Genomic DNA, 13,931 nt, shown 5'->3' with positions numbered 1-13,931 from the left:
ACGCCCATGTACGCATACAGAACGCTGAGGATAGAGATACCTTGGCGTCTCGTCGAAGAGCGGCCAGACGTCCTAAACCTCGTCACGAGGATGCACTTGGCCGTTGAGGAGTACGTCAGAAGGCTGTTAAAGGAGATTGTGGGGCAAGAGGAGCCCAGACTCACGGCGGAGGAGTTGGACAGCCTCCTCACGCCAGACAAGAGAGAGTTGGCGCGCCAGATTATCGAGGAGGTGTTTCCCAAATACGGTCTCAAGAAGTACTTCGTAAAGCAAGCCAAGATGTTCTGGCGCGATGTAGCGTTCCACCGGGCAATTCCGCTCGACGCCCAACTTAGGATTGAAGACGAGAGAGACGTGAGTAGAGCCGTCTTCGTCGACCTAAAGAGCGGCGTAGTCAGAGTGCGGAAGTTGGGCATACCGCCGTTTGTTGTAAAATTGAAGAAGAGCAACATCATTTGGATCAAAAGACGGTTGGAGGAGGGGGCCAAATTGAAGTTGGCACTCCTAGGCGTAGAGAGGCGGAGGGGCAAGAAGGAGCCGACCTACGGCAAGCTATATGTCGCCCTTGTCTTCGCCAGAGAGGTGACGCCGGTAGAGCCCAGGGCGCTTGTCGTTGTCGACATGAATCGTCTCGACCACGGCATAATGGTGGGCGTTGTAAAAGACGGCAAGATCGTAAGGCGGATGAGACTTCCCGACGAGCGCGCAGTCAAAAAGTTGAGGAGACTCCACGAGGAGATAAGCCGCCTCGACGAACAAGCCACTAGGGAGGCGGACCCCGTCAGAAGGAGGCGGCTTGAGGAGAGGGCGCGCCACCTTGCATCAAAGCGGTATAGGAAGATAAGAGGTGTCGTTAAAGACGTCGTAAGCGAGATAATTAAGCTAGCGAGGGAGTACCAGGCCGCGATCGTGGTGGACACGATGGAGGAAGAGAGCTACCGGGAGCTGAAGGAGGGCAACGGGAACGGCGAAAAGAAGCACTTATTAGACGGTTTGGGCCAGCTGAGGAGGAGGTTGAAGGAGCTCGCCGAGTGGTACGGACTGCCGTATCTAGAGGAACGGCTGTATTCGACCATCTGCCCGAGGTGCGGCGCGAAGATGGAGGAGCTGAGCAACAGGCGGATGCATTGTCCTTCTTGCGGTTTCAACGACAACAGAGACAACGTGCCGTTGCTCTGGGCCAAAAAGAGGTACTTGGAGCTACTCCAGAAACAACCTTTTTCCTCCGTCTCAACGACCACCACATTTTTAAGCTCGTAACTGTTTCACATTCATGAGCCACGTCCCCGGCCCTGGGGCCCGGCGACTAGGGGGCACAGCCAGTCCCTAATGACCCGGGCCCTCTCGCCCGCGGCCGCCCCTCCGGGCGTCTCCGCGGGCGGGCCCCGCGCCCTCCCGGGGAGGCCGGGAGCCACAAAGGGAGGGCTCTAGTATCCTATTGCGCTCGTCTACCGCCGAGTCGAGACTCTGGAGCTGGGCGAGGATCTGCCTAAGCGCGTCGAGCCATTCCTGGGAGAGGGGCCTCAGCGCCTTTAGAGAGGAAACTGCCTCAGCCACTTTCTTCGCCGTCTCCACAAGCGTTAGGTCGTGTCTGTAGACCTCCTCGAGGACAGACTCGTCTACCTTAGCCAAGTCGAAGAAGCCAGAGTAGCCGTGTTGCGCCTTGTCTATCTTCTGAGTCACTTTGTCGAGAGCCGCCTTTACGGAGTCCCAGAGGAACCTCGCCTCTGGGTTCGCCGCCACGGCCCTAGCCTCGACGGGGCCCAGCGTCAGTTGAGCCGCGGCGGCAGACAGTATAGACGCGACGTGTCGTCTAACAAGGGCGTCTGTCTCCCTCCTCACCTCCTTCTCCTTATACCCTGCGTACCCCGGTATATAGGAGGCGATTCTCTCCAGGAGGTTTTTCTCAAAACTCACGCCCCACGGGAGCCACTTCTATATAAAAGTTACTGGAGATATGGCTTAAAGACCAGCGGCACCTCCCGCGAGAGCCAAGCCAGAAACCTCTCTACCTCTTCTACCGTGGCGTGCGCCACGCCGAGTCTCTCGGCCAGCTCTCTATCGCCAACTAAAATTACAAACTTCCCCTCTATATAACGCTGTAGGTCCAACACCCCCTCAACGCCGGGGCAGTCTGAAAGAGAGGCGATGGCAAAGCCCCACCACTTAAGTCTAAGGAGGTCGGGGGGAGGACATCTCTTAAAAATAAAAACAACTTGAAAAGCCATGCTTTAGTATATATACTATGATTTAAACATTGATACTTTCTACCATCTCCCTTACCTCCGTCTCGAAGTTAGGCCTGGGCTCTAGGCCGAGTAGGCGTCTCATTTTTTCACAACTAAAGGCCTTGTCTAGATAGGGGAGGTGTCTCTTAAACTCGGGAGGCGCCGCTATGTGCAATACAGCGGTGGGGATTGGGATTGGCACCACACGCCTCCCCAAGGCCTTTGCGATAGCTCTTACGAACTCCGACAGTGGCCTCGGCTGGCACTCTGTCGCGAAGAAGTACTGCCTGGCCAAGGCCAGCGACGCCTTCACCATCTTGGCCAGCTCTCTGACAGATATGGCAGACACCCTGGCCTTTAACATGGGGGTGACCCCCCTTTTGACAAACCGCGTGAGGGTCGCCCACTCGGGGTGTGTGTTAAACCTGCCGTATACTAAGGCCGGGCGCACTATCACCCAGTCGTCGAAGCAATTTGCGACGGCCTCCTCGCCGGCGGCTTTCGACCTGTCGAAGTCGTTGTCTGGCGCCACGCCGTGGAGGTGGGGCTCTTCCTCCTCGATTACGGCCCCCACGGGCCCTCTGACAGTAGCCGCTGAGAAGTGCACCACCTTGCCGCGCCAGCCCGCCCTCCTCGCGGCGTCGCAGAGGAGGCGGGGGAACTCGGCGTTTGCTTGCCACAGCTCCTGGGACCTACCGTAGTACTGCCCCACGAGGTTTATAACGACGTGGGGCCTTGTCTTTTCAAACGCCGTCGCGGGGTCAGTATACTCCAGAAGGGTGGCGTACTGAGCCACGAAGCGGGCTATTTGCGGCTTAGCCTCTCTAGACCCAGGCCTGTGGGCTACGTACAGCTCATACTCTGACAGAGCTTCGGCTAGGTTTGCCCCTATAAAGCTGAGGCCTCCGAAGATAAGAATACGCATGTCACATAGCGGAAAGATATTTTAAAAAGTGGCGGGGAGGTGTTGTGAAACATCTCCTAGCCGCCTTGTTTTTAGCCATAGCCGCGGCGGCTCTTGGAGTTAGAGATTGGAACGACAGACCTCTCGCCTACGGCACCGCGGCCGTATTTGACGAGGAGGGGTCGTTAGTCGCCCTAACTTATATATTCGGCGGAGAGACGCTATATGGCCTCCCCTGGCGGCCTGGATATGTGCTTAGAGTAGCCTGGGGGATCGCGTCGCCTAGAGAGATAGCAGCCGGCCAGGTGATTTGGATATACGACAGCGCTGTGTTACGCGATATAGTTGAGCTAGGCGAGCCGACAGGCGGAAAAATTAGGACTTGGGCCTACCCCGTCACTGTCGTAGTAAAAGAGGCCGGGGGGAGGCCGGCGGCGGGCTGCTACGCCAGAGTTATAGATGCCGCCACCAGAGGCAGATGGGTCGACGTGTTTACCTCTACTGCGTCAGACGGCTCTATAAGACTGTACCAAGCCCCCGCCACAGACTACCTAGTCAATATATACTGCGGAGGCTATCTGACGGCGTCTACAAAATTTTCTATACAACGCGGCGCCCCGTCTACAGCTTGGAATTATGAAATTACAATAGACTATATAACTAGCGTAAGAGTGGAAAACGCGCCTTAGCCACTGGCGTACGCGGAGTCTTCATAGTGGCCCAGGCGGGCCGCTCAACTCCAACACAATAGACGCCCCCCTTTATAAACATTAAGGCAAAAAATTTATAAACAGCCAGATACTATGCCACCGGCCCCTAACCCGGCCATAGGCGCCGGTGCTACACCCGGACTCATCAGAACCCGGAAGTTAAGGCCGGCGCCGCGGACGGGAGTACTGGGCTCCGCGAGGGCCCGGGAAACCGCCGTGCTGGGAGGGGGCCGTTTGTTATCTTTAAAAGCCGGCAGAAGGTTCAGTCTCTATCCCTTCTTCACTTGTCTGTGCGGCGGCGTAAGTTCATCACGTTTTTTAACACCTGTAGATTTTTATCTCATCTCCCGGCCTCAAGCCGTATGTAGCGGCGGCGTTTCCCATTGCGACCGCAAGCTCTAGATACCCCTCGCTGTTTATAAGCAAAACCGCCTCCCCCGGCGAAGCTCTGCCATAGGTCTCTACATATCTAGCCCTGAGGACGCCCCTAGGCGTCTCTACACACATAACCTCTCCATACGACACGCCCTGGAGACTTCTCGCAGATGTATATACATTGCCAAACCTGTCTATATACACAACGCGGCTGTACACAACGCCGTCTACAACACGCGCCTCTGGAATCTCCAACCTCTTCCACTGCGAAATAGGAGACCCAATGAGGCGCGGCTCTACGCCAAGCGACAGATAGGCCGCCGCAGGCGCAAAAACGTCTCGGCCGTGAAACGTCGACGAGAGCTGTGGAAGCCTCACCTCAATCCTATACGCCTCTAACACGCCGTCTTCCTCAGCAGCAGGAGCCAAAAGGCCGTTGTCAGGACCTACGAAGAAATACCTCCTCGTCTTTAAAATAAGGGGAGCTCTCTCAGTGCCAACCCCAGGGTCTACCACAGCGACAAAAATCGTGCCAGGCGGAAACCACCTATAAGCCGCCTTAAGGATAAAAGCGCCGGTAAAAACATCTTGCGGAGGCACCTCGTGAGTAATATCGACGATACGCGCCCCAGGATTTATAGAAAGTATAACCCCCTTCATAACAGCCACAAAATAGTCCCTAAACCCAAAATCCGTCAACAAAGCCACAACAGCCACAATAAAACAAAAACCCACATATAAAACCCTAGCCGTCGTCTAGTATTTTCTTGGCTGCGCTTGGCCAGTACATGGCGAGGGCGGTGGCGGCGTATTCTATGGCCATTGCCGCCTCCCAGGCGCGTATTTTCCAACGCGGCGAGTCGCGGCACCGGCTCGCCACGTAATACGCCTTCCTTAGGGCGTCAACCAGCGCAGCCACCAGCTGCCTAACGGGCAGGGGCCTCGGCACGAGCCGCCTAACCCTCACCGCAACCCCCAGCAGGTCGTCCACAGAGCCGAGGTAGACAGTGTCCCGAGGACGCCAGCCCACCTTCAGATACAGCCTACGGCCCAACAGCCACAGGTAGCCAACGAGAGGCCCAACCCTAACCCGGCCAAAATAGAGATACACACCAGCCACAACACCCACACATTAAAACATTCCAATATATGTCAGTAAAGGGTGTAATATACTTTAGACAAGGGGCTAGACAGCCAAACGCGAAGAATGGCGTTGGGTTCTCCCTTCGGCTAGGCGTTGTCACAATCGTAAAGGCGAAGAATGGCGTACGCCTACACCCAGACAGGAGAATGTATGAATGTAAAGAGGGGCTGGAAAGCGACCGCCGGCCAGACAAAAAACCACGAAAAAACTTAAAAACCCAAAAGATCCATACAAACAAGCCCCAGAAATCAAAAGATAGTAGAAACAACAAGCGAAAAGCGACCCCCACCGCTCCGACGTCTTCTACGTCGCCAGAAATCAAAAGATAGTAGAAACATATTATATGCAGTGTCAATTGTGTGGCAAAGAGTTTTTCCCTAAACGCCCAGAAATCTAAAGTGTAGGCTTGTTGGTGTGGTGGGGGTTGGCGGGTTGATGTTTTTATGTGCCAGTGGTTTTTTCTGGTATGGATTCTCGGTTGGTGGATGTGTTGATGGAGGTTCAGTACGATTTTCCTCTGGTAGAGCGGCCTTTTGCTGTGGTGGGTGAGAGGGTTGGGCTTGGGGAGGGGGAGGTGATTGAGGTTTTGCGTGGGGCTGTGAGGGCTGGGGTGCTTAAGAGGATTGGGGCTATTTTGAACTACAGGGCGAGGGGGATGGAGGCGGCTTTGGTGGGGATGGCTGTGCCGGAGGACGTCGTCGAGGTGGTGGCGGCGGAGGTGAATAGGGACCCCTACGTGAGCCATAACTTCCAGCGGGATTTCAAGCCGTACAACCTGTGGTTTGTGACTAAGGCGCGTAGTAGGGAGGAGCTGGAGGGGAAGGTGGCGGCTGTGGCTGGGAAGTTCGGCCTTGACTACGTGATCCTCTACTCGCTTAGGTCCTACAAGGTGGATGTGAGGTTCGACCTGAGGAGGGGGGTGTCGTGGACGAAGGGCGAGGTCATGCCGGAGTCGCCTCCCTCTGTGGAGTCGCTTGGGGTGCCGCAGGCCTTCTTCTCCAGGGTGAAGTCTCTGCCGCTGGTGCCCGAGCCGTTTAGGGAGGTGGCCGAGGCGCTGGGCACCTCGGTGGGGGAGGCGCTGGCGAAGATCAGGGAGCTCATTAGGCTGGGGGTGCTCCGGGACCTCCACGGCACTCTGGACGGGGAGGCGGTTGGGTTTAGGGAGAACGCCATGGTGGTGGTTAGGGAGCCGGTCTGCGAGGCGGCGGCTAGGCTCAACATCACCACCCACGTGGTTCTTAGGAACACGGTGCCGGGGAAGTGGGAGTATCCCTGCTACTTTATGGTCCACGGCGTGTCTAGACAAGTGCTTGAGGACTATATTAGAGACGCGGTTAGGAAACTGGGCGTCTCTGACTACCGCGTTTTATATAGTGTGCGGGGTTTTTTAAGTGGGCGGGAGATGGGGAGGAGGGTGGAGCAGGTGGCGGACTAGGGGCAGACCACGCGGCCTATATTTTCCTTCGCCTGGCTTCCAGGACCTAGCTTGAGATTGGCGGCGAAGTTTGCCGTCTTGCCGCAAGCCTCTGGCTTGCAGACAAAGTCGAAGTCCTCCTCCCAGAGCTTCTTGAAGTGTAGGCCGTATCTCTCCGCCGTTGATCTCGTCGTCACTGTGTAGTCTGCCTCGCCGGCGGCTACCTTGGCGGCAGCCTCGTCGTGTGTTAAGGCGATGTTGTAATAGCCGGGGGCCTCCCTAGGGGCGAGGCCCAGCTGGCGGAGTAGCCTATCTATATGTATCCTAGTGCCGGCGCCTGGCGGTCTGTTCACCAGCCTCATGTTCGCCAGCTGGGAGAGGTCGGCGATGGGGCGTCTCGTGGCCACCCCCACCTCTCTCCTGAAGCCTTGGACTAGGCAGAGGTGCGGGGCGTAGGCGGCGACGGCCTGGAGGTTGTCGCCTAGGTGGACCCCGCCGAAGTGGGCCAGCCCCCCGGCTACCATCAGAAGTCCCTGTAGCGACCCGACGAAGTAGGCCTCGCCGCCGCGGAGAGCCTCCTCTACCGCGGGGTCGTGGCTACCGGCGTATATAAAGTCGGAGAGACCCAGCACTATCCCCCTCCTAGCCGCCTCTGCCATATAGAGACGGAGGGACCTCCGGCCCTCCTCCGTGAGCTTTGTCCCGCCTTTTCTTGACGTCTCCACCAACCTCGCCCCCAGGGCCCTCTCGGCGCGGGCTACCAGATTCCAGAGGGTGGTGTAGGGCATCCCCAGCGTCTGGGCGGCCCTCTTCATAGAGGCCGTCATGTCTATAGCGAGGAGCGCCTTAAATACGTCTACCCCCAACGAAGCGCCTCCCACCTCTACCCTCAGCTCGGCCACAAAGCGCACAACAGTTATAAAGCTCAGTTATATAGCTTCTTATGTCCAAAATTGGATATCTGATAATTGTAGTAATGTTAATTGCCGCAGCGGCGCTTTACATCGCCAGCCAGCGGCCGCAGGCCGCCGCGCCGCAACAGACGGCGACTACAATCGCGGCGCCTAGGCAACACGTCGTCCTCTATATGGCCACCACCACCAGCGTCAAAGACACGGGTCTCCTCGACGTAATGATCCCAGACTTCGAGAGGTGGGCGGCGGAGAGGGGGTACGACGTGGAGGTTAGGTACTCCGCCGTCGGCACGGGGCAAGCCCTCCTCATGGCGGCTAGGGGGGATGTGGACGTGGTGCTTGTGCACGCCCCCGACCTCGAGAAGAGGTATCTGGAAAACGGCACCCTAAAGTGCCGAGACGTCGTAGCCTACAACTTCTTCATCGTGGTTGGGCCCAGGGGCGACCCAGCTGGCGCAAGGGGGACTTCTGCGGCTGAGGCCTTCAGGAAGATTGCGGAGGCGAAGGCGCCCTTCGTGTCGAGGGGCGACAGGTCGGGCACCCACATCAAGGAGCTGTCTCTCTGGCGCGAGGCCATAGGGAGGGAGCCCGACCCCAGGGTGGACACGTGGTACATCTCGGCGGGGGCCGGCATGGGGCAGACACTGCTTCTCGCCAACGAGAAGAGGGCCTACGCCCTAACCGACGTGGGGACTTGGCTGAGGTACAGAGATAAGCTAGACCAGCTAGAGGTGGTGGTGCCGGCGGCGCCCGACTTGATAAACATATACAGCTTCGCGATTGTCAAGCCCTCCCCCGCCGCCAGGCTCATGGCTCAGTACATACTGACGAGAGGCCAGGAGGTCATCGGCAATCTGACGGTGGCCGGCCAGCCCCTCTTCACCCCCATCTCCAGAGCCGACCCCAAGGCTCTGGAGTGGATAAAGCCGGCCGTCTTCGGCCCCAGCTGTGTCGGCTGAGCTAGTCGGCATAGTGCTGAACTCGGTCTACGTCTCCGCCGTCCCAGCCCTGGTCTCAGCTGTCGTGGGCACCCCAGCCGCCCTGTGGCTACACATGAGGGGCGGGCGGCTGGCGGCCGTGCTCAAGGCCCTCTTCAACGGCCTCGTGGGGATCCCCACCGTCCTCCTCGGCCTACTCCTCTACCTCCTCTTGGCTAGGTCCGGCCCCCTAGGCGGCCTGGGCATCCTCTACACCCTAGAGGCGGTGGTGGTGGGCCACACCCTCCTGGTCCTCCCCCTCTACCTTTCCTATGCCCTAACTGCGCTTGAGGGCGTCGACCCAAGGGTGAGGGAGCTGGCAGAGATGTTTGGCCTTGGGAAGGCGACTCTGCTCAAGATATATATCAGAGAGGCGGCGGGGGGCTTGGCCGGCGCGGTCGCCGCGTCGTATGGAAGGGCGCTGGGGGAGCTGGGGATAGCCCTCATGCTAGGCGGCGACATTAGATATAAGACGCGGGTCCTCACCACGGCGGTGGCCCACGAGACTATGTTGGGAAACTGGGACGTGGCCATACAGCTGGGGGTCATCCTCTTGGCCATGGCTGTCGCAGTAAGCGCTGTCGTGACGGCCCTGGGCTTTAAATACAGGGGATGATAAAGGCCGTCCATCTCGGCAAAAAATACGGCGGTGTGTGGGTCTTCCGTGGGGTAGATCTGGAGCTTCCAGAGGTCGGCATGGCGGTTGTCGTGGGGCCAAACGGCTCTGGCAAAACTACTCTTCTTAAAATTCTAGCCGGCCTGTTGGAGCCAGACGAGGGGGAGGTGTATATAATGGGGGTGCCGCCGGCTGTAGCAATACGGCGTATGAGACGCGCCGTGCTTTATGCACACCAAGAGCCGCTTGTGCTCGCGGGCGCGGTGGAAGACAACTTGTTCTGTCGTAACGACGAGGTACTTGACGCGCTGGGGCTAGGGGGGCTTCTGGGTAGAAAGGCGAGAGAGCTCTCTGGCGGTTATAAAAAGCTTCTTACAATTGCCAGAGTGTTGTCTTGCCGGCCGAAGGTCGCGCTTTTAGACGAGCCGACGGCATATTTAGACGCGGAAAAGAGAAAGGCGCTTATGGAATACCTATGGCAATACTCCAAGAGAGCTCTCGTTGTTTGGACTACGCATTATATAGCTGAGGTGCCGCCTGGAGTGCCGCTTTATGAATTGAGAGATGGGCGCCTGAGGAATTTAGCCACGCCCTAGCAACTGGTATATTGCCTCACTTATCAACTCGGCGCATTTTATACAAGTTGCGCCGTCTCCAGAAAACGCTTGTCTCTCAAGACAGTAGGCGCATTTTTCTACATCTCTAGGCGGCTGGCCTCTAAACGCCTCTCTTACAAGAGCGGGGAGTCGCTTGACGTTATGAACTTCGCCATATGGGTCAAATCCGAGGACTCCCTTTATAAGAGCCTCTATAGACACATAGGCGTTATAACACGCGGCGGCTTCATCGCCAGTTTCAAAAGCGGCTAGCGCCTGTTGGAAATGTCTAGTATGTCTCTCAAGCCATTTTATATGCATAATGCCGTTAGTCTCTCTGTTTAAATTTTTGACGTACTTCGGCAATCAGCTGTGCGGCCCTCTTCCCCACCTCGACGGGATCCTCTCCGAAGACCTTCACTACATATTTAGCTCCGCCTGCGGCGTATCCTGCGGTAAACTCCAGAGACCCCTGGGGGGTTAGTTTCGCCACGCCGCCGATTGCGACGTGGCAGCCGGCGCCTACCCCCGCCAAGAAGGCTCTCTCTGCAGTTGCCTCAATTGCCGCAGTTTTGTCACTAGCTTTTTTCAAAAGGTCTATCAGCCAGCTATCTTCCTCTTTCGCTACAGCGACGACAATGCCTTGGCCGGGGGGCGGCGGCACCTCCTCTACGCGGAGCGGCACTATAGAGACGGGGGGAGAACTCCCATATAGCCTTTGGAGCCCCGCAGCTGCCATAACAGCTGCGTCGTATTGACCAGACAACACCTTCCCCACTCTTGTATCTACATTCCCCCGGAGGGGTTTAACTTCTATGTCAGGTCTCACAGCCTTTAAAAACTCTGCCCTCCTAACGCTAGAGGTCCCCACCACCGCGCCTTTCGGCAGAGTCTCCAGCGTGTAGCCCCCGCGGCTTATAAGTACGTCATGCGGCGGAGCTCTCTTAGAGAAGCCAGCTAAGACGAGGCCTGGGGTGAGCTCAGAGGGGAGGTCCTTTAGACTGTGTACTGCCATGTCAGCCTCGCCCCTCAAGACGGCGAGGTTCACCTCTTTTTCGAAGATGCCCTTGACCCCTATCTGGAAGAGGGGCTTGTCTTGTATCAAGTCGCCAGTGGTCTTCACCACCACGATCTCGAACTGGACGTCTGGCTCCACTGCCTTTATCTGCGCCAAGAGCTCCTCCGTCTGGATAAGGCTGAGCTTCGACCCCCTAGTCGCAACTCGGATCTTCATTTAAACAGGTGGGGGATGGGGCAGAGAGGGTCGTCGCCAAACATATCGCCAGATAGATAATAGGCCCTCGCCCTATCGCCGCCTTTACAATACTGTTTAAACTTACACGTCGAGCACTTCGGCCCTCTGAGGTACCTCTCCGTGTTTATAAACGGCTCTAGCTTCTCGGGGGTGAGGATCTCTCTGAGGGGCTTCTCTCTGACGTTGCCAAGCTTGTAGAAGTCTATGAACTGGCAGGGATATACGTCGCCGTTTGGGTAAATGGAGATTATCTTCCTCCCGCATCCGCCTGTCGACTCTACGAACTTTAGGTGTCTCTCGTCCCCTCCGCCGACCGTCTGGGCGATGTATATGCCGTCGTAGGGAGCTAGGGTGGTCTCTATCTCCAGTCTCCCGGCGTACTGCCTGGCCTTGGAGATGAGCGTCTCTATGAACTCTCTGTATTGCTGGGGGGTGTACCACCAGTCGGGGGGGAGCTTCTGGGCTCTGCCGGCGGCGGAGAGGTGGTAGAAAGTTATCCTCTTGACCCCCAGCGAGGCGGCGAAGTCCACGTAGGCCCCCACCTCGTGTATGTTCTTGGCGGTTACGGTGAAGCGGAGCCCCACGTCGAGGCCGGCCGCGATGGCGTTTTTTACCCCGGCGAGCGCGGCGGCGAAGCTACCCGGCGTCCCCCTGAACTGGTCGTGGAAGGCAGAGTCTATAGAGTCTAGGCTGACTCCCACGTAGACCACCCCCACCTCCCTCAGTCTCTTGGCGACTTCGGACGTGATCAAGGTCCCATTTGTGGAGAGGACGAGCTTGATCCCGGCGTCTCTAGCCCTCTCGGCGATGTCGAAGAAGTCCTGCCGGACGAGGGGCTCGCCTCCGGTGAAGAGGATGAGGGGGACTCCCACCTCGGCCATCTGGTCGACGAGGGCTAGGGCCTCGGCGGTGGTGAGCTCGTGGGGGTCTTCGGCGCCGGCGTCTATGTAGCAGTGTAAACACTTCAAGTTACACTTCCTAGTTAAATTCCAGCTAACGATAGGCCTGAGGGGGGCCGAGAATTCACTTGGCCTATCTACACCGAAGTGGCCTTTAACTCTAAAGGATGTTGTCCCCACGCCGGTTACCATCACACTTATGGGAATCACAGAAAACAAAGCGTTGGTATATATATCATTTTTCATCAGCGGAAGGACTCATCAAGAGTCAGTCTTTTAAAACTGGCTCTATCTATATAAGTGTTTAAGGCGAGGATAAGAGGTATCTATGCCACAGCACTTACAAAACTCGCCCTTGACTGGGGTTTTGAAATTGTACAACCGACTCAACAAATTATAAACCGCTTTGGCCTAAAGCCAGACTACTCACCGCCGGACATTACAGTAAAAGACCACGAGTCAAAGACAGGAGTTGTGACAATTGGGGAATGCCAAGCCGTCGACTACTTTTTGGAGAGACTTAGGCAATATGTAGACCCGGTGATAGCTAAGGCGTCGGCTGGGTTGCACGACGTTTTTGTAGGCCGTGTAGTTGGAGAGGGGCTTGTGGAGGTCCCTGGCGGCCAGCTTATGGAAGTGCCAAGGCGCTATGTAGTCCAGCCAGGTAGTACGTCTGTCTTTACAGTTGTAAAACCTCCCATGGGCCCCCTCCGGGGCGTCGCCGCTCCGGAGATAGTCGTCGAGGGGAAGCTTTTGGAGCTCAACACCACGGGGAGGGTCTCCTACAGTAGATATATTGCAGAGCAGGAGAGACTTAGACTGAGGATACTGGCCGAGACGAAGTTAAAAAACTACGCCTCGATAGGCCTACGTTTTAAATCTTCGGCAAAATACGCCAGTGAAGACGAGTTGGCCAAAGAGGCAGAGGAGCTTTACAAAGAGATGCTTAAGATATCGCAGGGAGGGCCCCCCGGCACCTTGTTGAGGAGAGGCAAATGCATAGCCGTGGTGCTATTTGACAGACAGGCGAAGTTTAAACTTGACGAGGCTAGGGCGGCAGTTGTGCCGACGATACGGGGCCACCACGCATTGAGGGGGCAGGGCCTCGGCAAATGTCTAGATCTGCTAGACTACGCAAGAGCTGACGTCTATGAGAAAGCCGTAGAGTTCTTAGCCAGGGGAAGAGTCGTCATCTACCACGTCAAGCCCTGGGGCGAGGTGATCAAAATGCGGGGGGAGGTGGTAAAAATATCTGACGACGTCCTCGTGGTGAAGAGGCCGCTGAGGCCCGGCGGCGTCCTCGACGGGATCGGCGTTAAGATCGAGCCGGGGACCTACGCCCTCACTTGTGTGCCGAAGTCCGGCGGGTATGTGGTACACAGTTACTACAGCGCCTCCGGCGTCTATCTGGGGACCTATGTGAACATAAATACAGATCCCGAGTGGGGCCGCCGCATTATATACATAGACCTCCTAGTGGACAAGGCCTATGGCCCCGACGGCGTTGAGAGAGTACTAGACGCCGACGAGCTCCAGCGCTACGCCCACATGCTCCCTGAGAGACTGAGGAGGCCCGAGGCCCCCGGCGGAAAAATATGTACTTCCGAGGGACTTACTTCAGCTCTTCCTCAGTCCTCCTCCGCTTGACCGCCTGATCGAAGATTATCCAATTTCTGTACCACTGTTCATTTATCTTTTTGAGCTCCGCCAGTATCATCCTCGTCAGCTCTTGGGCTGTCACGTTTTCCCTGTCCATCACGGCGCACTCTACTTTCTTCGCGATTTTCCTCGCCACGTCTGCTGGCGCGCCTGCCTTCAAGACGCTGACGACAACTTTCTCAGGGATAAACTCCTCTACTCTCCCATCTCTCTTTACAACCTTAACCATGTACCTACTGG

The 13,931-nt window shown here is 56.9% G+C and carries 17 protein-coding genes and 1 rRNA gene; 8 read left to right on the top strand and 10 right to left on the bottom strand.

Features of this window, described 5'->3' with window-relative positions; all coding sequences use genetic code 11:
• The first annotated feature begins 6 nt into the window (after positions 1 to 6).
• Entirely contained in the window at positions 7 to 1,260 is a 1,254-nt protein-coding gene (locus tag ACZ49R_RS09560) for a zinc ribbon domain-containing protein (protein WP_464732902.1), read from the top strand.
• A 66-nt stretch (positions 1,261 to 1,326) separates the two neighbouring features.
• Here the strand turns inward: ACZ49R_RS09560 and ACZ49R_RS09555 are convergent, their stop codons facing one another.
• From ACZ49R_RS09555 to ACZ49R_RS09545, 3 genes are read right to left on the bottom strand one after another with little or no spacing between them, the layout of a single operon-like run.
• On the bottom strand, positions 1,327 to 1,917 hold the full coding sequence (locus ACZ49R_RS09555) for a hypothetical protein (protein ID WP_464732901.1): 591 nt from the start codon (positions 1,915 to 1,917) through the stop codon (positions 1,327 to 1,329).
• 29 nt (positions 1,918 to 1,946) lie between these two features.
• Positions 1,947 to 2,228: a hypothetical protein gene (locus ACZ49R_RS09550; protein ID WP_464732900.1), complete on the bottom strand. Its 282-nt coding sequence runs from the start codon at positions 2,226 to 2,228 to the stop codon at positions 1,947 to 1,949.
• Positions 2,229 to 2,250: 22 nt separating this feature from the next.
• Positions 2,251 to 3,153 carry an NAD-dependent epimerase/dehydratase family protein gene (locus tag ACZ49R_RS09545; protein WP_464732899.1) on the bottom strand — a complete coding sequence of 301 codons (903 nt, stop codon included), beginning with the start codon at positions 3,151 to 3,153 and terminating at the stop codon, positions 2,251 to 2,253.
• 44 nt (positions 3,154 to 3,197) lie between these two features.
• On the opposite strand from ACZ49R_RS09545, the gene ACZ49R_RS09540 reads away from it, so the two are divergent.
• The gene (locus ACZ49R_RS09540; protein WP_464732898.1) at positions 3,198 to 3,821 is read left to right on the top strand and encodes a hypothetical protein; all 624 of its coding nucleotides are present in this window, start codon (positions 3,198 to 3,200) and stop codon (positions 3,819 to 3,821) included.
• A 128-nt stretch (positions 3,822 to 3,949) separates the two neighbouring features.
• Positions 3,950 to 4,070 (top strand): 5S ribosomal RNA (gene rrf / locus ACZ49R_RS09535).
• A gap of 90 nt (positions 4,071 to 4,160) precedes the next feature.
• Here the strand turns inward: rrf and ACZ49R_RS09530 are convergent.
• Together ACZ49R_RS09530 and ACZ49R_RS09525 are read right to left on the bottom strand one after the other, a co-directional pair.
• On the bottom strand, positions 4,161 to 4,877 hold the full coding sequence (locus ACZ49R_RS09530; RefSeq protein ID WP_464734118.1) for an SAM hydrolase/SAM-dependent halogenase family protein: 717 nt from the start codon (positions 4,875 to 4,877) through the stop codon (positions 4,161 to 4,163).
• Between the two features lie 85 nt (positions 4,878 to 4,962).
• Entirely contained in the window at positions 4,963 to 5,328 is a 366-nt protein-coding gene (locus ACZ49R_RS09525) for a hypothetical protein (protein WP_464732897.1), read from the bottom strand.
• Between the two features lie 499 nt (positions 5,329 to 5,827).
• Between ACZ49R_RS09525 and ACZ49R_RS09520 the strand changes: the two genes are divergently transcribed.
• Complete coding sequence (locus ACZ49R_RS09520; protein ID WP_464732896.1) at positions 5,828 to 6,796, top strand: Lrp/AsnC family transcriptional regulator; 969 nt, start codon at positions 5,828 to 5,830, stop codon at positions 6,794 to 6,796.
• On the opposite strand, the gene ACZ49R_RS09515 is transcribed toward ACZ49R_RS09520, so the two are convergent.
• Complete coding sequence (locus ACZ49R_RS09515) at positions 6,793 to 7,686, bottom strand: substrate-binding domain-containing protein (protein WP_464732895.1); 894 nt, start codon at positions 7,684 to 7,686, stop codon at positions 6,793 to 6,795. The genes ACZ49R_RS09520 and ACZ49R_RS09515 overlap by 4 nt on opposite strands.
• 32 nt (positions 7,687 to 7,718) lie before the next feature.
• Between ACZ49R_RS09515 and ACZ49R_RS09510 the strand changes: the two genes are divergently transcribed.
• From ACZ49R_RS09510 to ACZ49R_RS09500, 3 genes are read left to right on the top strand one after another with little or no spacing between them, the layout of a single operon-like run.
• Positions 7,719 to 8,648 carry an ABC transporter substrate-binding protein gene (locus ACZ49R_RS09510; RefSeq protein ID WP_464732894.1) on the top strand — a complete coding sequence of 310 codons (930 nt, stop codon included), beginning with the start codon at positions 7,719 to 7,721 and terminating at the stop codon, positions 8,646 to 8,648.
• Entirely contained in the window at positions 8,638 to 9,282 is a 645-nt protein-coding gene (locus tag ACZ49R_RS09505; RefSeq protein WP_464732893.1) for an ABC transporter permease, read from the top strand. The genes ACZ49R_RS09510 and ACZ49R_RS09505 overlap by 11 nt, the downstream gene beginning before the upstream one ends.
• The gene (locus ACZ49R_RS09500) at positions 9,279 to 9,878 is read left to right on the top strand and encodes an ATP-binding cassette domain-containing protein (protein WP_464732892.1); all 600 of its coding nucleotides are present in this window, start codon (positions 9,279 to 9,281) and stop codon (positions 9,876 to 9,878) included. The genes ACZ49R_RS09505 and ACZ49R_RS09500 overlap by 4 nt, the downstream gene beginning before the upstream one ends.
• On the opposite strand, the gene ACZ49R_RS09495 is transcribed toward ACZ49R_RS09500, so the two are convergent.
• From ACZ49R_RS09495 to ACZ49R_RS09485, 3 genes are read right to left on the bottom strand one after another with little or no spacing between them, the layout of a single operon-like run.
• Positions 9,864 to 10,199 (bottom strand): HEPN domain-containing protein, encoded by a 336-nt coding sequence (locus tag ACZ49R_RS09495; protein WP_464732891.1) that lies wholly within the window; start codon positions 10,197 to 10,199, stop codon positions 9,864 to 9,866. The two genes, ACZ49R_RS09500 and ACZ49R_RS09495, sit on opposite strands and share 15 nt — an antisense overlap.
• Before the next feature lie 7 nt (positions 10,200 to 10,206).
• Positions 10,207 to 11,112, bottom strand: coding sequence for a hydroxymethylbilane synthase (gene hemC, locus ACZ49R_RS09490; protein ID WP_464732890.1), 906 nt, complete (start codon positions 11,110 to 11,112; stop codon positions 10,207 to 10,209).
• Complete coding sequence (locus tag ACZ49R_RS09485; protein WP_464732889.1) at positions 11,109 to 12,242, bottom strand: radical SAM protein; 1,134 nt, start codon at positions 12,240 to 12,242, stop codon at positions 11,109 to 11,111. The genes hemC and ACZ49R_RS09485 overlap by 4 nt, the downstream gene beginning before the upstream one ends.
• A gap of 90 nt (positions 12,243 to 12,332) precedes the next feature.
• On the opposite strand from ACZ49R_RS09485, the gene ACZ49R_RS09480 reads away from it, so the two are divergent.
• Entirely contained in the window at positions 12,333 to 13,679 is a 1,347-nt protein-coding gene (locus ACZ49R_RS09480) for a ribonuclease FAU-1 family protein (protein WP_464732888.1), read from the top strand.
• On the opposite strand, the gene ACZ49R_RS09475 is transcribed toward ACZ49R_RS09480, so the two are convergent.
• On the bottom strand, positions 13,645 to 13,920 hold the full coding sequence (locus ACZ49R_RS09475; protein WP_464732887.1) for an ATP cone domain-containing protein: 276 nt from the start codon (positions 13,918 to 13,920) through the stop codon (positions 13,645 to 13,647). The genes ACZ49R_RS09480 and ACZ49R_RS09475 overlap by 35 nt on opposite strands.
• Between the last annotated feature and the right edge of the window lie 11 nt (positions 13,921 to 13,931).

It is taken from the genome of Pyrobaculum organotrophum (assembly GCF_055384425.1).
This window is presented reverse-complemented; position numbering and strand designations above follow the sequence as displayed.